Raw genomic sequence first — 23,848 nt, 5'->3', positions numbered from 1 at the left:
GTGAAAGTGGGGAAGAACATGAAAAGGATATGGCTTCTTGGCCTGGTCTTGCTGCTGGTGCTCGCCGGCTGCACCAATTCCGAAACCGCCGGGGGCGGCGAGACCGGGCAGACGGGCGACGGCAAGGTAAAAGTGACGTTCTGGCATTCGATGGGCGGCGATGCGGGCAAAGCCCTGCAGAAGATCGTCGACAATTACAATGCGAAGCAAACAAAGGTGTTTGTGCAGACGGAGTACCAGGGATCGTACGAAGAAGCGCTGACCAAGCTGAAGACGGTCGGCGGAACGCCGGAGGCGCCCACACTGATGCAGGTGTACGAGGTAGGCACCAAGTTCATGAGCGAGAGCGGATACATCCAACCCGTGCAGAATTTCATCGACAAAGAGCAGTTCGACCTCTCCCAGTTGGAAGAAAATATCGCCGGGTATTACCGGATCGATGGCAAGCTGTACTCGATGCCGTTCAACACGTCGAATGCCGTCATGTTCTACAACAAGGATAAGTTCAGGGATGCGGGGCTCGATCCGGAGAAGCCGCCGCGCACCTTCAGCGAAGTACGGGAGGCGGCCGAAAAGCTGACCGACAGCGCCAAGGACGAAAAGGGCTTTGCCATCCTCATCTACGGCTGGTTTATCGAGCAGTTGATGGCCAACCAGGGAGCTGATTATCTCGATGAAGGAAACGGGCGGAAGGGCGAACCGGCCAAGACGCTGCTGAACGGTCCGGAAGGGCTGCGGATCTACCAGTGGCTCGACGAGATGAACAAGGAAGGCGTGCTCGGCAACTACGGGCGCAAATGGGACGATATCCGCGCGGCGTTCAAGGCGGGGAAAGTGGCGATCTATCTGGATTCGACCGCAGCGACGGCAAGCAATGTGAAGGATTCGCCGTTTGAAGTGGGCACGGGTTTTCTGCCGGTGCCGGATGGCGTTGAACCGAAGGGAGTCATCATCGGGGGCGGATCGATCTGGATGATGAACAGCGTCTCCGACGAGCAGAAAGCGGCTGGCTGGGATTTCCTCAAATTCGTCGCCCAGCCTGATACCCAGGCACAGTGGGCGGTCGACACGGGCTACTTCCCGATTACGAAAGCGGCATACGACGAGAAGATTCTGCAGGATACCTACGCCAAATACCCCCAATACCTGACGGCTGTAAAACAACTGCAAAGCACAAAGCTGACGATCGCGACCCAAGGGGCATTGATGAGCGTCTTCCCTGAGGCGAGAGCAGAAGTGGAGAATTCCATCGAGAAGCTTTACGGGGGAGCCGATGCGCAAAAAGTCCTGGACGAAACGGCGGAGAAGATCAACAAATTGCTGGCGGATCACAAAAAAGTCTCGAAGTAAACGGACGTTGGCAAACCGCAAAAACCCTCGTCATCGTACGGATGGGTTTTTTGCCGTCAGACAGCTAGCGCAGCTTCGTGTCCTGCTCCGACTCGATGCGGGAGATTTTGGAGGACTCCTCCATTCGCCAGTAGACGATCAAACTTACGGCAATACAGGCAGCCACGTAGTAGTAAAAGAGCGGTTCAATGCCGCTGCTTTTGCACCATAACGCGATATACTCGGCCGTGCCGCCAAACACCGCGACCGTCACTCCGTAGGGAAACCCCACGCCCAATGCGCGTATTTCAGTAGGGAAGAGCTCGGCTTTCACGATCGCGTTGATCGATGTGTAGCCGGTGACGATGATCAGCCCTGCCATCATCAGCAAAAAAGCGGCAAAAGGACTCCTTGTCCGCTCCAGGATCAGAAACAGCGGCACCGTCAGCAGCGTTCCGAGAAGGCCAAAACCAATCAGCAGCGGACGCCGCCCGATTCGGTCGGAGAGCAGGCCGGCGAGCGGCTGAAGCACGACGAAGACGAGCAGAGCAACGAAGTTAATCCAGCTTACGACCTCCTTCGGGAGCCCCTCCGTATTTACCATGAACTTCTGCAGGTACGTCGTATAGGTGTAGAAGGCGACGGTTCCGCCGAGGGTAAGCCCGACGACTGTCAGCACTGCCTTGGGATGCTTCATCAAAGCCCGAATCGTGCCGGCGTTTTTCCGGCTTTTTGAGCCCATCTTTTGAAACTGCTCCGATTCATCCATTGTCCGCCGCAGCCACAGCACGGCCAACGCTCCCAATGCCCCGATCACAAAGGGAATGCGCCAGCCCCAGGACTTCATATCGGCTTCGCTGAGTATTTGCTGGAGGATGATCTGGACGCCCAGTGCCACCAGCTGGCCGGCGACGAGTGTGACGTACTGGAAGCTTGAGTAGAAGCCGCGGCGGCCGCTGCTGGCCATTTCGGACAGGTATGTGGCCGAGGTTCCATACTCTCCTCCCAGCGACAGACCTTGCAGCAGACGGGCGAGAACCAGGATAAGGGGAGCCAGCACACCGATCGTGCTGTAGCCGGGCGTGAAGGCGATCACGAGGGAACCGGCGGCCATGACGGTGATGGAGAGCGTGAGTGCGGCTCGGCGGCCGTGACGGTCGGCGTAGCTGCCCAGCAGCAGACTTCCGATCGGGCGCATCAGGAAGCCGACGGCGAAGACAGCCGCGGTGTTCAGCAGTTGGGTTGTCATGTCTCCTTTGGGGAAGAACTCTGCCGAGAAGTACACAGCGAAAGCCGAATAGACGTACCAGTCGTACCACTCGATCAGGTTCCCAACCGAACCCTTGAAGATGTTGCTCGTGATGCGCCGTATCTCCCTACGCTCTGTAGACGTTGTCAATGCCAGATCCTCCTCACCCGCATTCTACTCCTTGATATTATGGAAGATTTTCGCCAAATGTATGACAGAGGACCGAAGCATGGCTAGACCGACTGCTTCTTCTGGTCATTTGCTGTCCGTTTGATATTTTGGATTTCTATATTGATTTGGCGCATTTGCTTGTAAATTTCCGTCATCTGAAAATAGGTAGTGGAAGGATGTTTCGCTTTTTCAATCAATTCGTCTTTTAGCTTTTGCAAAAAAACGATTCTCCCTAATAATCCCATCTTTTTCCCCGCCTTCCCGGTTTGGTCTTTCACGATATAAAATGAATTGTACAACAGAACCGTATTTTTTCATGTTCGTTTGGCAGATTATCTAACGCGCATTCTCGTTCTTTCGTTCCTTGCAACCACTTGCTTGAAATTCTCTGTCACAAAATCTGTCAAGCTTGTATCGCAAACATTCCGTTACCGGTATCATACAACCATAAGCATCATGGTTTGACACTCATTGTTCTCGCCATGGCTCTCCATACTCCTTCTTTGCATCCAGCTGCTGGATGCCCTTTTTTTTGATCCGTCCGCCTGCACCGAACCATGAAAAAAACGTGTACCCCGCAGGATACACGATTGACATCGCCCAAGCGAACTTCAGTACTCTACTTCAGTCACCTCTTGCAAAGGCTCCAACGGATTCTCCCTTGCCTCGCGCAGTTCTTTTTCCAACAGCTTCTCATGGCTTTCATCGGCCAGGTTAAAGTAGAAATATTCGTCGGCATGCTGATCTTTCCGGGCCGGATGTTTCTCTGTTTGGTCCACGGCAACTCTCGCCCCCTTCGAAAATACTTCCATCGTAGCTTTCCTAAACTTCACTGATCTTACACCTGTTGGCAGGGAAGTTGTTTCTGTTTTGTAACTACTTTCGCCTGTTTTCCCGCGAGTAAGTGAATGCTTGTGGAAGGGGAAGAAGGCAGAGCGATGAAGTGGAAATGGGTTTCCTTACTACTGGCAGCAGGTTTGCTGACAGCGGGCTGCGGGATGAGCGCTTTGCCTGACAATCTGGTGAAAGCGCCGCGGCTGGCGCAAACCCAGCAGGCCGTGACAGAGGCGGTTATGCAGGCCCTGCCGGAAGGGGCAAAGCTGACCGTGCCATCCCGGCCGCTGCCGATGAGCGCCGTTAATATGAAAGACTTGAACGGCGACGGCCAGGATGATGCGGTCGCCTTTTATAAAAAGGAATCGAGTGAGTTCGAGTTGGGGATTCTCGTGTTGGAAAACGAAGCCGGCAAGTGGAAACAAATCGCCAATGTGGAAGCTTTGGGCCGTGAGTTGGATTACGCCGATTTTCAGGATGTCACCGGTGACAACCTGCCGGAGCTGCTGGTGGGATTGAGCGGAGGAGCCGGGCTTAACTCCGAGATCTCCGTCTACTCGCTCACAGGAGACCATCTGAAGCAAATCTGGCGGCAAAAGTACTCGGAGATCGCCGTTGGCGACTTGACCGGGGATGATCGCCCAGAGATAGCGGTTTTGCTGCACGACCACGACAAACTTGAATCCAAGCTGAAACTGTACGGGTACCGTGATGGCGAGATCAAGCCTGTCAGCGAGCTGGACATGGATGGGGGGATTAACGGCTTTGATCAGGCCTTGATCGGCAGCGCCTCGCCGACGGTGAAGGGCCTCTTCGTGGACATGGGCGTAGGAGCGCACTCGGCCTTCACCTCGCTGGTGATCATGAAAGACGGCAAGCTGACAGATGTTTTTGGGAAAACGGAATACGGGGGGGATAAGACGTTTAAACCTTATATGCTGCATTCGGAGGACGTAAATGGAGACGGTATTGTCGAAATCGGCATCCAGAGTCAACCGGTCGGTTCGGAAGAGCTGCCAATGGTGGAGGTTCCGTGGATTAACTCCTGGTATCAGTGGGATGGCAGTGACGGCCTCAAATTGGTTGAGGAGGATTACGCCGACTATGATGTGGGATTTGGTTTTACCATTCCGGCCAAATGGCGGGATGCGTACACAGTGGAAAAAGTGCAGTCCGGGGTTCGATTTTCTTATATTGGCCTGTCCCCGGAAAGACCGGCAGAGCTGCTGTCCCTCAAGTGGTATTCAAGGGAGGATTGGAAAAAACAGGAGGAAACACTGAAGAAAAAACAGGTGCGCTATACAGTGCTCGGTGACAACGGCGAACATGTCATTACCGCCCAACTGCCTGCGGACGCCCCTGGCTTATCTGGCCGCTTTCTGAGCGAGTACAAGCAAATGCTGCTGCAGGATCACGAGGTTCAAAATCACTTTCGCATGGTCGAACCCTAATCCTTGACAATTCTTCTGAATGATTATGGTAAAATAATCCTAAGAAGGCTTTCTTAAAAGTCGCTTTTATCCTGTACGAAAGGTTCGTGAATGAGCAAGTGGCAAATTCCCATGCCGTGAGTGATCCTGCGTTGGACCCAGTCTGGGCCGTGACAAAATTTCAAATTCCCCAGTCCCTGCCCACCCACTTGCCGCGGCCGCGCCTGTACGAACTGCTGGAGGAACAAACCAGGTCGAAGCTGACGCTTCTCCTGGCTCCGGCGGGGTTTGGCAAGACGACTTTGATCGGCGGGTGGGCCAAGCAGAGAAGCGGCTCGGCAGGTTGGATTTCCCTTGACAAAAGCGACAATGATCCGGTCAGATTTTGGGGCTGCATCGTCAAGGTGCTGGCGGTGCTCTCTGCAGACCTGAGCAAAGGATGCAAAGCAACCTGCACTCGGCTACACTGCCTTCAGCTGAGATTTTGCCGGCTAAATTGATCAATGAACTGAGCCGGGTTCCGCGGGAATTTGTGCTCGTGTTGGACGATTATCACCTCATCACAAACGAAGCAGGGATACACCAACCAGCGAATCGCCCGGGAGATGTGCATTACGGTAGATACGGTGAAAACCCATACGAAAAACATCTACGAAAAACTGGGAGTCAACAACCGCACCCAGGCGATCTCCCTGGTTATCGAGCGGGGAATTTTGTAAAGACTGCCCTGAATTTCTCTTGTTTGTCCCAAGGGCTTGTGTTACATTAAAGTAACGGTTTACCAAACGAAATAGAACAAGCTCGTATAATTTTGGGGATATGGCCCATAAGTCTCTACCGGATGACCGTAAATCATCTGACTACGAGTGGAAGTGCGCCTAGGGTTCCGCTCCTTTTCTTCGGCACGGGTTTGTCGGGGCGGGGAGGATTGGACCAAGCGGCGCAAGCACATGGAAGCATTCCTTGTGCTACACCTAAGGGATAAAAACCCAGGGGGACAGGTTTCACTTGAGACGCGCATGTCGTGTTTTCGTGACCTGTCTTTCCTGGGTTTTTCTTTTACAAATAAAGGAGCGGAGAAGATGAAGGCATTACAAGAGCAAATCAGGCAGCAAGGGGTAGTGTTGTCCGGCAGTGTGCTGAAGGTGGACTCATTTATCAATCATCAGGTGGATCCGGTGCTTGCGATGGAGATCGGCCAAGCCTTTGCCGAGCACTTCCAGGGGCAGGGGATCACCAAGGTGCTGACGGTGGAGGCGAGCGGAATTCACTTTGCGATGGCCGCTGCACTCGCCCTAAAGGTCCCCTTCGTTTACGCCAAGAAGAAAAAAGCCGTCACGCAAAATGAAGAGGTCTATGCTGCGCCAGTCTATTCCTTTACCCGGCAGGAGACGTACCAGATCAGCGTGTCCAAGCGGTACTTGCAGGCGAGCGACCGCATTTTGATCGTGGACGATTTTCTCGCCACCGGCGCGGCGCTGCTCGGCTTGAAGGAGATCATCTCCGATGCGGGAGCCCATTTGGTCGGGGTGGGCGCCGTGATCGAGAAGAGCTTCCAGGAAGGCCGCCGGAAGCTGGAAGAGGCGGGCGTCCACGTCTGCTCGCTGGCCCGCATCCAATCGATGTCTCCTGAAGAAATCGTGTTTGTCGACGAAGCCGCAGCGACAAAGGAGACTGCATCCGTATGATCAGCAAACAAAAGACGGTAACCTTAGGAGTGCAGCACGTACTGGCGATGTACGCCGGCGCTGTAGTCGTTCCGCTGTTGATTGGCAAAGAGCTGGGCTTGACTCCGACGCAGATGGCCTATCTGATCGCGGCCGATCTGTTCACTTCAGGGATCGCTACACTGATGCAGGTGGTCGGCACGCGATACTTTGGCGTCAGGCTGCCGGTCGTGCTGGGCTGCACGTTCACTGCGGTAGGCCCGATCATCGCGGTCGCCTCCACCTCGAATCTCGCCACCGCTTACGGGGCGATTATTCTCTCCGGCCTGTTTGTGGTGCTGGCGGCTCCGCTGTTTGGCAAATTGCTGCGCTTCTTTCCGACTGTTGTCACCGGATCGGTCGTTACGATCATCGGGTTGTCGCTCATCCCGGTAGCGATGAACAACGCCGCCGGCGGGGCGGGCAGCGCAGACTTCGGGTCCCCCCGCAACCTGCTGCTGGCGCTTGGCACCCTTGTCTTGATATTGCTCGTCAACCGCTTTTTTATCGGCTTTACCCGCTCGATTTCCGTTTTGATCGGGCTGGTCGCCGGCACCGTTGCCGCTTATTTTATGGGCATGGTCAGCTTTCAGTCCGTAGCCCAAGCTTCCTGGGTGAACATCGTACAGCCATTTTACTTCGGTACTCCGCAATTCAACATCGGCGCTATTTTAACCATGATCCTGGTCAACATCATCAGCATGGTGGAATCGACAGGCGTCTACTTTGCCGTATCCAAAATCGTTGACAAGAAACTGGAAGAGCAGGACATCGTCAAAGGCCTGCGGGCGGAAGGGCTTGCCATCACCCTGGGCGGTCTGTTCAACGCCTTTCCATACACGGCCTTTTCCCAAAACGTCGGCCTGATTTCGCTGACCCGGGTAAAAACCCGGTCGGCGATTACCGCTGCCGGCTTGATTCTCGTGGTACTGGGACTGCTGCCGAAGCTGGCCGCGCTTACCACGGTAATCCCTGACGCCGTGCTTGGCGGGGCGATGATCGCGATGTTCGGCATGGTCGTAGCGTCGGGCATCAATACGCTTTCCAGTGTGGACTTGCGCCAGAACGAAAACCTGTTGATCGCCGCCTGTAGCATTGCCGTGGGCTTGGGTTCATCCGCCGTCCCGCAGATATTCGATCAACTGCCGGACATGCTGAAGATGCTGCTGCAAAACGGCATCGTTACAGGTTCCCTGACCGCGATCGCACTCAATATCCTGCTGCTGCACAACCGGAAGGGCGACAAACGCCTGCCCGTGCAAACGTCCCTCCCGGATGTATAATAACAATCAGCTTCGACGAAGATGTCCCGCTTTTACCGGCGGGGCATCTTTTTTCGCGAGGATGCGCCTTTTTACCGGCAAGCGGCGCATAAAAAACAATTGGCTTGCGGTGTGGCTTTGCTCGCGGCTGCTTTCATCGTTTCGCTCCATAAGTCCTGTTGTGATCTGCTCCGGTTATACCCTTTGGCCTAATTCTCTCCTGTATTTGTCAGATTTTTAGGACAATAACCCTATGGAAAATATCCCCATTTCGTGTGAAAATGCAAGTATTTGCAAAAGGACGCTTACTCTATTTCCAAAGGAGGGATTTGTTTGCGGAAAATTGCCTTGCTCACAGGACTTGGTTTGGCCCTTGTCGTCGGGTCGGTGGCTGCCCCGGTAGCAGTGGAGTACAACTTGGGGGTTGCGGTCGCCGCTCCGAAAGAAGGGCGCCCGGCTTCCGCGACGTGGGATAACCCGGGGAAGTCGGCCGCAAAGCTGCACAAGGGAGCGCCGGCCGCAGCAGGCATGCGGGCCGAGCCGCTGCAAGCGATCGACCCGTTCATCGAACAGGCGATTGCGGATAAGATGATGCCTGGCGCCGTCGTGCTGATCGCCCGGAACGGCGTGATCGTCAAGGAACAGGCTTACGGATACGCCGCACGCTATGCGGACGCCAATTTTACCCCGCTGGATCAGCCCATCGCGATGAAGACGGATACGATATTTGACCTGGCATCAGTCAGCAAGCTGTTTACGACGACAGCCGTCATGCAGCTGTACGATCAGGGCAAGATTGAACTGGACAGACCCGTAGCGGCATACATACCGGAGTTTGCCACAAACGGCAAGGACAAGATTACGATCCGGCAATTGCTCACCCACATTTCCGGATTTGAGCCCGGCATCCCCATCTGGAAAGTGGATGCCGACAGGGAGGGCCGCCTGCAGGAGGTGTTCCGCCACACCTTGCAAAATCCGCCCGGCAGCAAATACGTTTACAGTGATCTGAACCTGATCACGCTGGGCGCGGTAGTGGAGCGGATCACCGGCAAGCGGCTCGATGAGTACGTGCGGGAGAATATCACCCAGCCGCTGGGGATGAATGACACCATGTACAATCCACCGGCCAAACGAAAGCCGCGCATCGCGGCCACAGAAGAAGAGCCGTGGGCAGAAAGAGGGCTGGTCTGGGGAGAAGTGCACGACGAGAAAGCCTGGTCGCTGGACGGGGTAGCGGGACACGCCGGGGTCTTCAGCACGGCCGGGGATCTGGCCGTCTTTGCCCAGATGATGCTGAACGGCGGAACTTACGACAACAAGCGGATCCTTTCCAAAGAAGCCGTCGCGCTGATGGCGGAAAATCAGATTCCCCAATTTCCCGAGGACGACCACGGACTGGGCTGGGAGTTGAATCAGGGCTGGTACATGGACGCGCTGAGCGATACGTCTTCCCTGGGCCACACCGGATTTACCGGCACATCGATCGTCGTCAGCCCGGCAAACAACACGATCTGCATCTTGCTGACCAACCGCGTTCATCCGACACGTCAAACCGTGTCGACCAATCCGGTCCGCAGAGGAGTAGCGCGGCAGGCAGCCCTGGCCATTCCGGTGGACATTCCCTGGAAAAAAGAAGGGGCCTGGTTCGCCGGAATGGGCGATCAACTGCAGAACACGCTGACGGCAGAGGTTGACCTCGCCGCAGGTGGCACGCTCAGCTTTGACACCTGGTTTCGGATCGAGCCGGATAAAGACTTCGGGTACGTGGAAGCCTCCTCTGACGGACAGAGCTGGACGGCGCTGGGTACTGCCGCCTTTACGGGGAAGAGCGAGTGGACGCCATATTCGTACCAGCTTCCGGCGGGAACGAAGCAGGTGCGGTTCCGCTACAGCACCAATGAGACAGCAAACGGGCGCGGCTGGTACGTCCACGAGCCCCAAATCAAAAACGCCCAGGGACAGAAGCTGAAGACCGCATGGAAGGCAGCGGGATGGTCACAGGCGGCTGAATAAGCTGCCTGCTGTCGTTTGACAAAAATGTTGAAATCTACCGAAATGTGTTGACGAAAAGATCAATTAGAATAAAATGGTATTGTAGTAAATGAAAAACAGTTTGTCCATAGGAGGTTCAAATGCAAACAGATGGAGTGTTAGAGAGCCATACCCCGCAGCCAAAGAAAAAGAAGATAATGCCGATCGTGGTGGCATTGATCCTGGTTGTCGTTGTCGGGGCGGTGACCGCCATGGCCATGTCCGCTTTCAAAAGCCCGAAAGCCGTCTACTTGAGTGCGGAATTAAAAGGAGTACAGGAGACAACGAAATGGGTGACGGAAGGACTGGACAAATACAAACAGACGATTGCACCCTACCTGGAAAAACCCGTTTACACCACGATGGAAATATCCGACCTGACGATTGGACCCGTTCCCGGAGATCCCGAGCTTAGTCACGTGTTGGATGTGTTAAAGGAAGCGACGCTGTCGATCGACAATGCTGTTGACGAGAAAAACGGAAAAACATACAGCAAAGTAAGTCTGGCGCTCAAAAACAATCACCTGCTCGGCCTGGAGGTGTTTTCCGATCAGGAGCGAATGGGTTTTGGCGTGCCTGAAATATATAACAAATACGGCATTATCAACGTAAAGGACATCGATGAATTTAACAAAAAATACAATGCACAGCTGCCTAAAAAAGTGGTGAGCTATCAGGATTTGGCAGAGGCGATTGAAGTCGACCAATCGGAACTGCTCCCGATCGCTGCCGTGTACGGCAAGCTCTACGCAGACAGCATCACGGATGAGCAGGTGACGATCAAAAAAGACGGCACCTTCGAAGAAGGCGGCACCAAAATTCCCAGCCGGGAAATTACCGTCACCTTCTCCGACAGCCAGTTCAAAGAGCTGATGAAAAAACTATCGGATACCGTGGCCGCTGACGAGAAACTTCACGAGCTCCTTTACAAGCGTTACTCGAATATCGTCAATTTGCTCAAGGACAGCGGCTATCCCATTCAGGACAGCGATGTGATCAGCAAGGAGAAGTTTGTCGATAACATCAAGGCATCGATGAAAGATCTGGTCGCTGAATTGGATAAAGGGGATGCGGTGAGCAGCGTGAAGATGGTCCTCAACGTGGACGGCTCCGATCGCATTTTAAAGCGGACGGTAACCCTCACGTCCCCTGACAAAAAAGAGACGATCACGATGAAGAGCGCGAAGTGGACAGAAGGGGAAGCCGAAAAGGGAGTATTCCAGATCGTCACGGATTCGCTTCGCGGAGAAGACGTTGACATGTCGGTCGGCTTCGCCAAAGAAACCAAGGATCAGACGACAAACGGCAGCTTTGAATTGAAAGTCGATGAACTCTGGGATAAGAAAGTAGAGAATAGCATGGTATTCACTACTTCCTATAAGTCGACGAGGGACGGAAACAAAGAATCCGGGGATATCAACTTTCGCATCGGCCTTCAGGAGGATGGAGTGAACCAAACCCTGTCCGGGAATGTTTACGCTGTTACCGAGACGACAGGAGAAAAACGCAATGCCGAGTACAAGGTCAAGCTGAATACGGGCGAGCGGGCCGAAGAGGAAGAACTGCCGGAAGTCATCCAGTTTTCGCTGAAATCGACCGAGGAGTTTGGCAAAGAAGCACAGTTCCCGTCTCTCTCCAAGGATCATTCGCTCGACCTGGTAAACATGACCGACAGTGAAGCAAATCAGGTGATGATGGAAGTGCAGATGGGTGCGCAAGCGTTTATGCTGAAGAACATGGGGCTGTTTCAACAGCTTGGATTGATTCCGGACATTCCGGAAATGTACTGACCAAAAAGGGGCAGCGCTATCTTTCGCCGCCCCTTTTGATATTTCACCTAGCCATTGGACTCGCTGAAATTGTAAACTAGTGTAATAGGGACAAATAAAAACGGAACGCCAAGGGATGGTTCCCTCGAGACTCAGCCCCGGTACAGTGCCTGAGACACGGTCCCCTCAAGGCATGCGCCAAAAGAACCGCTCGAGGATGATGCGCCCTCTGGCTTCAATATAGAAGAATCGATACAAAAGTTCATCCCCATTGTGCAATCTGCGGGAAAACTGACACCTGGCGCTTTGTGGGCACCGTTCTCCCAATATTGCCGACCTGATTGGAGCATGAGCTAGGATTGACGCAGCCAGCTAGACCTTCATCAAGGAATCAGGCTTAAGCGCAACCAATAGGAGGCAAACGTATGATCATTGCAAAAGTGGAAACATCGCGAGCGGCCATTCCGCTGAAGAAACCGTTCAAAACGGCTCTACGCACGGTTGAACAGGCGGAAACTGTCGTGGTAAAAATCACGAGTGAATGCGGCAAAACGGGTTGGGGCGAGGCGCCGCCCACTGTCGTCATCACAGGTGACAGCATGGAGAGCATCGAGTCAGCCATCCGCAACACATTGGCCCCCCAGTTGATCGGCAAAAACTTGCTCCAGTACGAACAAGTCTTTCACCTGCTGCATCACCTGCTGGTCAACAACAACAGCGCGAAAGCGGCCGTAGACATGGCGCTGTACGACTTGATCAGCCAGCAGGCGGGGATGCCGCTATACCAATTTCTCGGCGGTTACCGCAACCAGATTGAAACGGATTACACGGTAAGCGTCAATTCGCCCGAGGAGATGGGCGAAGACGCGCTCGCCTACATGCAGGCAGGCTTTCTTGTGCTGAAGATCAAAGTGGGCAAAGACCAAATCGAGAACGATATCCTCAGAATCAAGGAAATTCGCAACAAGGTCGGCAACCAGGTGAAAATTCGCCTCGATGCCAACCAGGGATGGGAAGTGAAAGAGGCCATCCGTTCCATTCGCAAGATGGAGGATATGGGGCTGGATATCGAGCTGGTGGAGCAGCCGGTAAAAGCCCACGATCTGGCGGGTTTAAAAGCGGTGACTGATGCGGTGGATACGCCGATCATGGCCGACGAAAGCGTGTTTTCGCCGCGCCAGGCGTTTGAAGTGCTGCACAACCGCGCCGCTGACCTCATCAATATCAAGCTGATGAAGGCAGGCGGGATCTACAAAGCCCAGATTATCAATCACATGGCGGAAGAGTGCGGGGTGGAGTGCATGGTCGGCAGCATGATCGAAACGCATATCGGCATCACTGCCGCCGCCCACTTCGCAGCCAGCAAGAAAAACATTACGCGCTTTGATTTCGATGCCCCGTTGATGCTGGTGAAGAGCATCGTGGAGGGAGGCGTTCGCTATGACGGACGCGTGCTGACTCTTCCCGAGACACCGGGACTCGGCATCACCAAAGTACATGTATAGGCTCGGGGGAGGAGAAGAAATGGAAAAACCAACCGTTCGCATGGTGGCAGCCGTTCCGGTAGCCACAGTTTGGACGACGCCTGCTTCCCCTCGGGAAATGGACCGTCCGGCCATTGAAAATCCGGCGGATCTCACGGGCTGGCTGCAGGCGATGGGCTACGAAGACCGTCTGCAGCTCTGTGAAGCCAACCTGGTGCAAACCCAGGTGCTGTACGGCAGCCTGGTTGAAGCGATCGAAGAAGAGGCTGGTTGGCTGAAGGTAGTCATCCCGAGCCAGCCGTCGAAGAAAGACGGGCGCGGCTATCCCGGGTGGATGCCGAAATGCCAGCTTCTGGAGGCATCAGGGTTTGCCGCAAATCCGGATCAGCCGACCGCAGTGGTTACGAGCTCTGCGGCCCGGCTCTACAACAAGGAGGGCGAGCCGGGCATAACGCTCAGCTTCTTGACCAGGCTGCCCGTCATCTCGCAGTCCGACGAGTGGATCGAGGTAGCGACTCCAACTGGTCCGCAGTTGTTAAAGCAAAGCGATGCCGCAGTTTACCTGACGGAGCGGGACATCCCGATCGGCACAGGAAAACAGATCGTAGAGGCGGGAAAACGGTTTCTCGGTCTGCCCTACCTGTGGGGAGGAATGTCCAGCTTCGGCTACGATTGCTCCGGCTTCGCCTACAACATGCATCTGGCTAACGGCATGGTCATCCCCCGCGATGCTTCCGATCAGGCAAAACAGGGCAAGGCGGTCGAACGCCAGGAGCTGCAGCCGGGCGATCTGCTCTTTTTTGCCTACGAGGAAGGAAAAGGGGCTGTCCATCACGTCGGCATCTACGCAGGCGACGACATGATGCTCCACTCTCCCAAGACGGGGAAAACCATCGAGCTGCTCCGCTTGAGCGGTTCTGCCTATGAAGTGGAGCTTTGCGCTGCCCGACGCTACTGGTAGGCAAAAGAAAAAAGGAAGGGCCTTATGGAACAGACGCTGTCGTGTCTGATTTCCATAGGGTCTTTTTTCATGCATTCCGCAAATATGCGGAAAAACAGCTGCGCTTTTCCTGCACGGTGCACGTATGAACGGTTGGCAAGGGATATTATAATTTTCTTAACCATTTTTCTAGTTTGAATCATTCGGTGTCGAACAGAGGTGAAAGCGGGTGGATTTCCACTTAACTGCGGAACAAGCGGCGATTAAAGCGCTGGCAAAAGCGTTTACGGACGCGGAAATCCTTCCGGTCGCCAGAAAGTACGACGAGGAAGAGCGCTTCCCGACAGAGGTGATGCAAAAGCTGCGGGAATGCGGCCTTGTCAACCTGGCTGTTCCGGAAGAGTACGGCGGTCCCGGAATCGACAAGATTTCCCATGCCCTGATCATTGAGGAAATTGCCAGGGGATGTGCGGGGATTGCCACGTCGCTGGAAGCGAATTCTCTGGCAGCGTATCCGCTCATCATCGCAGGAGACGAAGAACTGAAACGAAAGTACGTAACCCGGCTGACTCGTGACGGCGCGTACGCTTCCTTTGCCCTGACGGAGCCCCAGGCAGGCAGCGACGTCGCCTCGTTGACGTCCACAGTGGCAAGACACGGGGATGAGTACGTTCTGAACGGTTCCAAGTGTTTTATTACCAATGCCAGTCATGCCGACTTCTTTGTCGTCTTGGCCAAACAAAAGGGACTGACGCCCCCGGATCATTTCACCGCGCTTGTCGTCGAACGAAGTGCCGGCGGAGTTACGGTCGGGAAAAAAGAGAAAAAAATGGGGCTTCGTGCATCTGATACCGCCTCGGTCAGCTTTGAAGATGTGAGAATCCCTGTCAGCGGGCGAATCGGCAGGGAAGGGGAAGGTTTTCGGATCTTTATGAAGGCGCTTGCACAAGCCCGCCCGATGGTCGGAGCACAGGCGGTTGGAATCGCCCAGGGAGCGTATGAAGCAGCCCTGTCGTATGCGAAGGAACGCAAACAGTTTGGCAAGCCGATCGCGAAGTTCCAGGCTGTCCAGTTCATGCTGGCCGAGATGGCGATGCAGATCGAAGCGGCTCGCCTGCTCGTGCACAAGGCGGTGTTCCTGACGGGAGCGGGTCAACCATCCGCTGCGCATGCCTCCTTCGCCAAATGCTTTGCTGCCGATACCGCGATGCGAGTGGCAACAGAGGCGGTGCAGATCTTTGGCGGCTACGGCTACATGCGGGAGTATCCCGTTGAAAAGTATATGCGCGACGCAAAGGTGATGCAGATCTACGAGGGAACCAACCAGGTGCAGCGCCTGATTATTGCAAAAGAAATACTCAACGAATGAACAGGAGGAGATTTTGCTTGAAGAAGCAGACAATCGGAGTGGTAGGCTCGGGAACGATGGGGGGAGCAATCGCGCACCTGGCGGCATTATCCGGCTTTCCGGTCATTCTTTGCGACCTTGAGGAGAAATATCTTGCCAGGGCTGTCTCCCGCATGGAGCATTTGATGAACAAAAGCGTGGAAAAAGGCAGGATGACAGCCGAACAGAAGGCAGACGTCCTGGAACGGGTGGAACTGACCACCGATTTGAGCCAAATGGCCAAGGCAGGCGTGGTGATAGAGGCTGTCATCGAAGATATGGAGGCCAAAAAGGCGGTATTCAGCCAATTGGATGAGATCCTGCCGCCGGAGTCGATTATCGCTACGAATACCTCCTCGATGTCGATTACCGTGATCGCCGAAGCGACCGGCAGGCAGGAGCGGGTAGCGGGGATGCACTTTTTCAATCCTCCCCAGGTCATGAAGCTGGTCGAGGTCGTGCGAGGTTACAAGACGAGCGATGAGACCGTTGAAAGGCTGAAAGAGCTGGCCCGGGACTTCGGCAAGGAGCCGATCGAAGTGAAGAAAGATGCGCCGGGGTTTATCGTCAATCGCGTCATGATCCCGCAATTCATCGAAGCGATCCGCCTGGTCGAGGAGGGTGTCGCATCGCCCGAGGACGTGGACAAGGCGGTCACTCTGGGGCTGAATTACCCGATGGGTCCATTTACACTGCAGGATTTTGCCGGAGTAGACATCGGCTTGCACGTCATGGACTACTTCTATGAAGAGTTTAAGGATGACCGCTTTGCAGCGCCGTTGTCCCTGCGCCGTTTGGTCAGGGCCGGAAGACTGGGCAAGAAGACGGGAGCCGGCTGGTACGACTACGAAAAGTGAAAAAAGATGATTGATATAGAAAGCGGGGGAGCGAGATGAATAGACAAGAGGTTGTCTTGTTGGACGGTGCGCGCACGGCTTTTACCGGTTTTGGCGGAGCATTTCGCGATGTGACGGCGATCGATCTGGGCGCGGCCGCGGCCAGGGAAGCGCTGAAGCGCTCCAAGGTGAATCCCGAAGAGATAGACCAAGTCGTGTTTGGCAACGTGATTCAATCAAGCAACGACGCCATCTACCTGGGGCGCCATATCGGGCTGAAAGCCGGCGTACCGAAGCATGTCCCGGGTCTGACCGTCAACCGGCTGTGCGGTTCGGGGCTGCAAGCCATCCTGACGGCAGCTCAGGCCATTTTGCTGGGTGATTCGCGTGTCGCGCTTGCCGGAGGAGCGGAAAATATGAGCCAGGTCCCGCATGTCGTCCACGGAGCGCGCTGGGGCCTGCCTTTGGGGAAGGCGCCGATGGATGACTTGTTATGGGAAGCGTTATACGATCCGTACGGTGACTGTACGATGGCTGTAACCGCTGAAAATTTGGCGGTCCAATACCAGATCTCCCGCGAAGAGGCGGACCGTTTTGCGGTATCAAGTCATGCGAAAGCGCTTTCGGCGGCAGAGCGGGGCGTATTTGCCGAAGAGATCGTGCCGGTTGTGGTAAAAGGCAAAAAAACAGACGTCATTGTCGATCGGGATGAACATCCGCGCCAGACCACTTATGAAGCCTTGGCGAAGCTTCCGGCCCGCTTCAAGAAAGACGGGTTGGTCACCGCCGGCAACGCCAGCGGCATCAATGATGGGGCCGCAGCGGTGGTCGTCGCTTCAGCAGACTATGTCAAAGAGAGAAATCTCACCCCGATCGCCCGGCTTGTCTCCTGGGGAATCGTCGGGGTGGAGCCTCATCTGATGGGGATTGGCCCCGTACCTGCGATCCGGCAGGCGCTGGCCAAAGCCAACATGAGCTTGTCGGATCTCGATCTGATCGAAATCAACGAGGCATTCGCCGCCCAGTATCTGGCCTGCCAGAAAGCGCTGGATTTTTCACCGGAGATCGGCAATGTGAATGGCGGAGCGGTCGCATTGGGCCATCCGCTGGGAGCAAGCGGTGCGCGGATCACCCTTTCGCTGCTCTATGAACTGGGCCGCCGCGGGAAAAGGTACGGTGTGTCCGCGCTCTGCATTGGCGGCGGACAAGGAATCGCCGCGATTTGGGAGAGATTGTAATCGTTTATCGAGAAAGGTGGGGGTCTGGTTGTTTCAAACATGCTATGGCTTGTCGGTATCGGAGCTGTTGAGAAACCGCTTTGCGGCTGCTCCGGACAAAGAGGTCATCTACGACGGATACAGAAGGCTTACCTACCGCGATCTGCAGGCGGAAGCTCAGCAAATCGCCTCGGGATTAAGCCAATTGGGAGTGGGAAAGGGGGATCGAGTAGCGGTATGTCTGCCCAACTGGCATGAATTCGTCACGATCTACTTTGCTGTTGCCCGGCTTGGCGCCATTCTTGTCCCTTTTAATACGCGATACCGCTCCGATGAGGTCGAGTACATTTTACAGAACTCCGGCGCTCAAGTCGCCTTTTTGACTGAAAATTTCGGTAATGTCCCTCACTTCGAACAATTTACGCAGGCAAAAGAGCGTATCTCTTCTCTAAAGCATTTGATCTCTGTTCGCTTTGAGGCGGACGGGCTCACCTCTTTGGAACAGCTGATGGAGCAGGGGACCAGACAGGCACCTCCGGAAGTGGCGATCAATCCCAAACAGGACGTGTTTAGCATTTTGTACACCTCAGGTACGACAGGACGGCCCAAGGGTGCCATGCTGACCCATGACAATGTGGTGCACACGGGGGTCATTTCGGCAGAAATGATGAACTGTACGCCAGAGGATGTGTTTTTGGTCGCCGTACCCGTCTTTCACGTCTTTGGCTTGGTTCCAAGCATTGTCACGACGATTGCGGCAGGAGCCCGGATGGTGCTGATGGAACAATTCAAAGCCGATCTGTCGCTGGCTTTGATCGAACAGGAGAGGGTGACGGTCAAACACGGTGTTCCGACGATGTTTATCCTGGAATTGAACCACCCGCAGTTTAAGCGCTTTACCCTCTCATCGCTGCGGACCGGGATCGTTGCCGCCGCCGCCTGCCCTGTTGAAATCGTGCGGCGAATTCGCACGGAGATGGGCTGCGACATCGTCATCTGCTACGGCCTCAGCGAGACTTCGGCGACATTGACGGCGACAGATTACAGTGATGACGATCTCGTACGTTCGGAGACATGCGGGAAGGCACTGCCGGGGGCCGAAGTGAAGATTGTCGACGCAAACCGGCAGCAGCTTCCGCCCGGCGAGGTCGGGGAGGTCGTCTGCCGCGGGTTTGGCGTAATGAAGGGGTACTACAATCTTCCGGAAGAGACAAGACAGGCATTGGATGAGGATGGCTGGTTTTATACAGGTGATCTTGGCACGCTGGACGACAAAGGATACCTGCGAATCGTCGGCCGAAAAAAGGAAATGATCATCCGCGGCGGCTACAACATCTATCCGCGGGAAGTAGAAGAAGTGTTCTACACTCACCCCGGTGTGATGGAAATTGCTATCGTCGGCTTGCCGGATACCGTTCTCGGCGAGATCTCCTGCGCTGCGATCAAGCTGAAACCTGGAAAAACCGCCACCGAAGAAGAGATGAAGTCTTTCATCAAACAGCGGGTAGCCAATTACAAGGTGCCGGACAAGATCGTGTTTGTCGACGAGTTTCCGATGACGGCAAGCGGAAAGATCAAGAAGGTGGAGATGCAGGTTCAGTTAAAAGAGCGGTTGGGGGCTGAGTTGCGGTGATGACGGCGTTGATTTTCCCCCCAGACATCCGTGTAGTCGCTTTACAGAGGGGAAACGAATGGAGGCGTAATGGTGGATAGCACAGCTTATCGTTTTTCCCACCAGCTCCGGGTGAGATATTCGGAAATTGACGGACAGAAGATGGTGTTCAACTCACATTACCTGACCTATATCGACGTGGCGGTGGTTGAGTACTTTCGAGAAATTCTGGGTGAAAACTGGCTGGCGTTGGCCGAGCAGCATGTCTTTGACATCGCGTTGGTAAAGATTACGCTGAACTTTGTGAAATCGGCCAGACTGGATGATCTCCTGCGGGTTCACTGCCGGATCGAAAAGCTGGGAAATTCCAGTTTTACGCTCTCGGCCATCATCACCCGGGGCGGAGACGAAACCGTGCTGTCGGCTGAGGCCGTGTATGTAAATTACAATGCTGCACAGGGGAAAGCACAGCCCATTCCTTCTGACATCAGGGAGAAACTGGCTGAATTTGAAGGAAGGACGCTGTAAATTCGGATGGCAAAGCACAGCGCCATCGCAGGGAGACAAAGAGACGCTTCCGAGTCGATTCGGGGGTGTTTTCCTGTTTTTGTTTGATTCATTCCTACGAGTCTTGGAATGCGGCCGTTGGCCGATTGGGATCCACGATGCGTACTTTTATGTGCTGTAGTGGCAAAAATGCAGGTATAATCGGCTTAACGGTTCGGGAGGTGAAGCTGTGTGATTGACAGTAAAAAACGGCAATTGTTAGTCGAGCAGATTGACAGCCACTTACGCAGAACAGCTCGGCAATTGATCAAGTTTGATACACTGGACGAGACATTGAATTATTTGATCGAGGCCTTCTGTGAACAATTTTCTTGTGACTACGTAGCGATTAATCTGAAGCTGCGGGGCTGTTTGGCCGCCAGAGTCGCAAAGGGCGAATCTTTTCATCTGCACCATGCGTTACCACTGCCATTGGAGCGATGCTCACCTCGATTTTTTATGGATGCGGTCTGCAGCGATCACGTGATTTCCGAGGAAGAGCGCTGTTCTTTTTTAGAGAATCTGGAACAGGAAGGCTTTGCTTCCTGGTTTACCGTACCGATTAAAGAGTGCGATTCTGACAGTTTCGGGGTGCTCGTGATCGGGTTTCGCCATTACGTCCCGCTGGTGCTCGATGCCGAGAAGCTGTTTCAGGAGTTCGGCAAGGATATTGCGACAGCGATCGGGTTGTCCAAGGAAAGAGAAAACAAGAAAAAGAAAATGAAAGGGATGGAATGGCTAAAAGAGAATGCCTGTCTGGGTTCGTCCATCGAAGAATTGATTTCCGGCATTCTCGAGCAGGTGAGAAAAGGAACGCATGTAGAATCGGCATTTGTGTATTTATACGACGAAGTGGATCATTCCTTTGTTTATCACCCGCCCTCTTACGGGCCAATAAACGCGCCGGAAAAAATAAAGATTGAAGGCAATTACCATATTTCAAGTTATTTTCCTTTTATTGAGAAGATAGGGAGAGAGGAAATCACCGTCCCGCTCATCGTCAACTTTAAAACAATTGGTGTCCTGCATGCCCGAAATAAAAAGGGTAAAGCCTTTTCCCAGGAGGATTTGGAGACGCTGCAATTTTTGTCTTCCCACGTTTCGGTGCTGATTGAGAATGCCAGGCTGTATAAAAATCAAATTGAAGACAAGTCCCGATTGGAAAAACTGGTCGTTCACCATCAGGAATTAGTCAAGCAAACGCTGGTTGGGGAAGGCTTCTCGGAAATTACCAACACGCTCGCTCAGATGATCGGTCATACGGTTGTACTATTTGACCGCTTTTTTCGTCCCATCTCCCATCATTTAATCGATATGAAACAAAATCAATTGGAGCAGTTGTTTCGTCAACTGGATTTGGAAAAGTGGAATTTCTTCCAGGCCAATTACCAGGAGCAATGGGTAAAACTTGCAGACCAAGACGATTTCGGGATTTGGAGAGTCGTCGGAGGAGGGGATTTGCTGGGGTATCTCGGGGTAAAAATCAGCAAGCGGGAAGCAGACCTGCTGCTGCGGATGACATTCAATCACGCGCTGCATGTCTATGCAATTCAGTTTATTAAACAAAAACTGGTGCTCGAGGCGAAAGAGCAGGTAAAGGACAGTTTTCTGAACAAGCTTTTTGTTGAAAACATACAAAATCAAGAAGAGATCATTGAATACGCCAGCATCTTTCACCTGGACATCTTTCAGGCCCATAAAATAGGTATTTTTTCTATCGATCTTAACGACGACGTTGGCCAAGCATCCAGTTTATTGGAGACAGAAGCAAAAAAAACGTGGATTTGGGAGCGCATCAGGGAAAATCTCCTCCAATACGACCGGGATATTATCGTGACGCGAAAAGACGGGTTTTACATTCTAATTGCTCCCGACAAACCGGACAGGTGCTGGGAGCAAGTCTACGCCCGATTGACCAGGGGCGCTGCCCTGGAGGGCGAGAAAGTCGAGATCTGTTTAGGGATTAGCAAGAGTACGGAGCGGCTTGAGGATTACTATGTTTGCTACAAACAGGCCCTGCAAACACTTAAAATCGTGCGCCATCAATTCAAAAGAAAAGGGTTTTTAAGCTTTGACAATCTGGGTTCCTATTCAATACTGTACGATCTGCGGGATACGTTTGCGGCCCAACTGTTTTTGAAAAACTACCTGGATCCATTACTAAGCTATGGTAACGGCAAAGGAAAAGGAAAGGATTTATTTGACACGCTACGTGCATATTTGTATAAAAATGGAAATTTGAAAGATACAGCAGATGATCTTTTTATTCATAGAAGCTCCTTGAAATACCGGCTCGAAAAAATTGAAGAAATTTTGCAGATCAAGCTGGAGGACGCAGAAGAGCGGTTTCATCTTATGTTGGCGTATAAGTTATACGATTTGTACCATTTAGAGGATTAGCTCACCAGTAACGAAAAACCCATTTATTTTCGTACACGATGGACGTATTGCTCCACGAAAAAGAGACGTATAATTTCGAACATAACGAATTTTATTTAGATGAAGGAAGAGGGGAATTTATGATGAATACAGAAACATTGCAATATTTTGTGGAAGGCCAGGTTGCAATGGTCTACCTCAATCGACCGCCTTTCAATCCGCTAAACAAGCAGCTGTTTTCCGATTTGCACGCCATTATGGAGCAGATCGCTCAAGACAATAGGATTCGCTGCGTGATCATCAGCGGACGAGGGGACCGGGCATTTGCCGCAGGGGCAGACATTCACGAGATGAACGGCTTGGATCAGGCTGGGATGGCCGAGATGGGGCGGATGTCCCGTAAGGCCTTCGACAGTATTGAGCGGTTGCCAAAACCAGTCATTGCGGCGGTCAACGGTTTGGCTCTGGGAGGGGGATGCGAGCTGGCCTTAGCCTGCGATTTGCGCATCTGTTCGGAAAACGCAAAGTTCGCTTTGCCGGAAATCAATCTGGGGATTATTCCGGGCGGCGGCGGAACGCAGCGTCTGCCGCGGCTGATCGGGGAAGCCCGGGCAAAAGAACTGCTGTATTTTGGCGAGACCATTGGCGCTGAACAGGCATATGACTATGGCCTGGTTCATAAGGTGGTGCCGTTTGAAGAACTGGTTCCGGGCGCCAAGAAATGGGCTTTGAAATTGGCTGAAAAGCCGGCGGTTGCGATGTCCATGCTGAAAATCTGCGTTAATGCAGGTGCGAACAGAGATCTTGACAGCGCCTTAGACCTTGAGTTTGCGTGTTTTGGCAATGCGTTTGCCAGCGAAGACCGAAAAGAGGGCATGGCTGCTTTTGCTGAAAAACGTAAGCCTCACTTTATGGGCAGATGATCAGCGAAACATTTGGCAGGAAAGAGGGAGGAAGCAATGTGTCATTACATTTACGACTATAAAGTGAAGTGGGGGGACACAGATGCCGCCGGGATCGTTTACTACCCCAACTTTTACAAGTGGATGGATCAAGCGGCACATGAGATGTTCAATCACCTTGGCTTTGCGGTATCGAAGCTGTTTACAGAAGATAAGGTGGGATTGCCTCTGCTTGAAACCCACTGTGAATTTAAATCGCCTGCTCTGTTCGAGGATGTGCTCGAAGTAAGAACCACTGTTGCCGAAGTCCGTGACAAGGTCATCAGGTTAACCCATGAGTTTTTCAGAGACGGGAAACTGATTGCCAAAGGATATGAAGTAAGAGCCTGGACAACCTTCGCAGAGGACAAATTAAAGGCTGTGTCCATTCCGGAGCAAGTACGTGAAGCATTGACCAACATGAAGAGAGTGTCCCGCTGATTCACCGCTTAGAGTGTCTTCTCGTGAAGGGCAAGGCACTTTAAGCTTCACCTAGTTTGCCCGCAAACTGCCGACCCACGACTGGACGAATTTTCCTGTTGCCATCTGTTTTTTGTCGTGGTATGATTTTATTTGTCGCTCGAAAGCGATGGGGAGAAATACAAGAGAGAAAACGAAAAACTATTAAAAATTTCCTCTTGATTTCTGAGATTTAGCCTGATATACTATTGAATTGTCGCCGGTAGTTAAAAGTTGACGCCGACGAGAAAAAATGCTCTTTG

The 23,848-nt window shown here is 53.3% G+C and carries 21 protein-coding genes and 1 riboswitch; of the genes, 18 read left to right on the top strand and 3 right to left on the bottom strand.

Features of this window, described 5'->3' with window-relative positions:
• The first annotated feature begins 18 nt into the window (after positions 1–18).
• The gene (locus HGBM_RS20500; RefSeq protein ID WP_019122959.1) at positions 19–1,350 is read left to right on the top strand and encodes an ABC transporter substrate-binding protein; all 1,332 of its coding nucleotides are present in this window, start codon (positions 19–21) and stop codon (positions 1,348–1,350) included.
• A 64-nt stretch (positions 1,351–1,414) separates the two neighbouring features.
• Here HGBM_RS20500 and HGBM_RS20495 read toward each other — a convergent pair whose 3' ends face one another.
• The 3 genes from HGBM_RS20495 to HGBM_RS20480 form a co-directional block, all read right to left on the bottom strand.
• Positions 1,415–2,728, bottom strand: coding sequence for an MFS transporter (locus HGBM_RS20495; RefSeq protein WP_019122958.1), 1,314 nt, complete (start codon positions 2,726–2,728; stop codon positions 1,415–1,417).
• Between the two features lie 83 nt (positions 2,729–2,811).
• Positions 2,812–2,967 carry a hypothetical protein gene (locus tag HGBM_RS20490; RefSeq protein ID WP_154653335.1) on the bottom strand — a complete coding sequence of 52 codons (156 nt, stop codon included), beginning with the start codon at positions 2,965–2,967 and terminating at the stop codon, positions 2,812–2,814.
• Positions 2,968–3,360: 393 nt separating this feature from the next.
• Positions 3,361–3,561: a hypothetical protein gene (locus tag HGBM_RS20480; protein ID WP_019122955.1), complete on the bottom strand. Its 201-nt coding sequence runs from the start codon at positions 3,559–3,561 to the stop codon at positions 3,361–3,363.
• 126 nt (positions 3,562–3,687) lie between these two features.
• Here HGBM_RS20480 and HGBM_RS20475 point away from each other — a divergent pair, with 126 nt between their 5' ends.
• The 17 genes from HGBM_RS20475 (at position 3,688) to HGBM_RS20395 (ending at position 23,567) form a co-directional block, all read left to right on the top strand.
• Positions 3,688–5,034 (top strand): hypothetical protein, encoded by a 1,347-nt coding sequence (locus tag HGBM_RS20475; RefSeq protein ID WP_026074556.1) that lies wholly within the window; start codon positions 3,688–3,690, stop codon positions 5,032–5,034.
• Between the two features lie 131 nt (positions 5,035–5,165).
• Entirely contained in the window at positions 5,166–5,513 is a 348-nt protein-coding gene (locus HGBM_RS20470; protein ID WP_147512947.1) for a hypothetical protein, read from the top strand.
• Positions 5,514–5,543: 30 nt separating this feature from the next.
• Complete coding sequence (locus HGBM_RS30490) at positions 5,544–5,732, top strand: helix-turn-helix transcriptional regulator (RefSeq protein ID WP_147512946.1); 189 nt, start codon at positions 5,544–5,546, stop codon at positions 5,730–5,732.
• A 62-nt stretch (positions 5,733–5,794) separates the two neighbouring features.
• Positions 5,795–5,896, top strand: a riboswitch (purine riboswitch).
• A 199-nt stretch (positions 5,897–6,095) separates the two neighbouring features.
• Positions 6,096–6,701: a xanthine phosphoribosyltransferase gene (locus HGBM_RS20460; RefSeq protein WP_026074555.1), complete on the top strand. Its 606-nt coding sequence runs from the start codon at positions 6,096–6,098 to the stop codon at positions 6,699–6,701.
• Positions 6,698–8,002, top strand: coding sequence for a nucleobase:cation symporter-2 family protein (locus HGBM_RS20455; protein WP_019122950.1), 1,305 nt, complete (start codon positions 6,698–6,700; stop codon positions 8,000–8,002). Before HGBM_RS20460 ends, HGBM_RS20455 begins: the two co-directional genes overlap by 4 nt.
• A 312-nt stretch (positions 8,003–8,314) precedes the next feature.
• Positions 8,315–9,997 carry a serine hydrolase domain-containing protein gene (locus HGBM_RS20450; protein WP_019122949.1) on the top strand — a complete coding sequence of 561 codons (1,683 nt, stop codon included), beginning with the start codon at positions 8,315–8,317 and terminating at the stop codon, positions 9,995–9,997.
• A 119-nt stretch (positions 9,998–10,116) separates the two neighbouring features.
• On the top strand, positions 10,117–11,805 hold the full coding sequence (locus HGBM_RS20445; protein WP_019122948.1) for a DUF6583 family protein: 1,689 nt from the start codon (positions 10,117–10,119) through the stop codon (positions 11,803–11,805).
• Between the two features lie 404 nt (positions 11,806–12,209).
• Positions 12,210–13,289: a mandelate racemase/muconate lactonizing enzyme family protein gene (locus HGBM_RS20440; protein WP_019122947.1), complete on the top strand. Its 1,080-nt coding sequence runs from the start codon at positions 12,210–12,212 to the stop codon at positions 13,287–13,289.
• A 19-nt stretch (positions 13,290–13,308) separates the two neighbouring features.
• Positions 13,309–14,229 carry a C40 family peptidase gene (locus HGBM_RS20435; protein ID WP_019122946.1) on the top strand — a complete coding sequence of 307 codons (921 nt, stop codon included), beginning with the start codon at positions 13,309–13,311 and terminating at the stop codon, positions 14,227–14,229.
• A 208-nt stretch (positions 14,230–14,437) separates the two neighbouring features.
• Complete coding sequence (locus HGBM_RS20430; protein ID WP_019122945.1) at positions 14,438–15,577, top strand: acyl-CoA dehydrogenase family protein; 1,140 nt, start codon at positions 14,438–14,440, stop codon at positions 15,575–15,577.
• 17 nt (positions 15,578–15,594) lie between these two features.
• The gene (locus HGBM_RS20425) at positions 15,595–16,452 is read left to right on the top strand and encodes a 3-hydroxyacyl-CoA dehydrogenase family protein (RefSeq protein WP_019122944.1); all 858 of its coding nucleotides are present in this window, start codon (positions 15,595–15,597) and stop codon (positions 16,450–16,452) included.
• A gap of 35 nt (positions 16,453–16,487) precedes the next feature.
• Positions 16,488–17,669 carry an acetyl-CoA C-acetyltransferase gene (locus tag HGBM_RS20420; RefSeq protein ID WP_035287616.1) on the top strand — a complete coding sequence of 394 codons (1,182 nt, stop codon included), beginning with the start codon at positions 16,488–16,490 and terminating at the stop codon, positions 17,667–17,669.
• A 28-nt stretch (positions 17,670–17,697) separates the two neighbouring features.
• Entirely contained in the window at positions 17,698–19,281 is a 1,584-nt protein-coding gene (locus HGBM_RS20415) for a class I adenylate-forming enzyme family protein (protein WP_019122942.1), read from the top strand.
• 69 nt (positions 19,282–19,350) lie between these two features.
• A complete protein-coding gene (locus HGBM_RS20410; protein WP_019122941.1) occupies positions 19,351–19,788 on the top strand; it encodes an acyl-CoA thioesterase in 438 nt (145 codons plus the stop codon).
• 210 nt (positions 19,789–19,998) lie between these two features.
• On the top strand, positions 19,999–22,206 hold the full coding sequence (locus HGBM_RS20405; RefSeq protein WP_019122940.1) for a helix-turn-helix domain-containing protein: 2,208 nt from the start codon (positions 19,999–20,001) through the stop codon (positions 22,204–22,206).
• A gap of 122 nt (positions 22,207–22,328) precedes the next feature.
• Positions 22,329–23,108 (top strand): enoyl-CoA hydratase/isomerase family protein, encoded by a 780-nt coding sequence (locus HGBM_RS20400; RefSeq protein ID WP_026074554.1) that lies wholly within the window; start codon positions 22,329–22,331, stop codon positions 23,106–23,108.
• A 36-nt stretch (positions 23,109–23,144) separates the two neighbouring features.
• A complete protein-coding gene (locus tag HGBM_RS20395; RefSeq protein WP_019122938.1) occupies positions 23,145–23,567 on the top strand; it encodes an acyl-CoA thioesterase in 423 nt (140 codons plus the stop codon).
• Positions 23,568–23,848 lie beyond the last annotated feature (281 nt).

Origin of the sequence: Brevibacillus massiliensis (assembly GCF_000311785.1) — a bacterium.
Taxonomy (GTDB): Bacteria; Bacillota; Bacilli; order Brevibacillales; family Brevibacillaceae; genus Brevibacillus_C; species Brevibacillus_C massiliensis.
The sequence above is the reverse complement of the archived record's forward strand: the minus strand, read 5'-3'. Positions and strand labels throughout refer to the sequence as shown.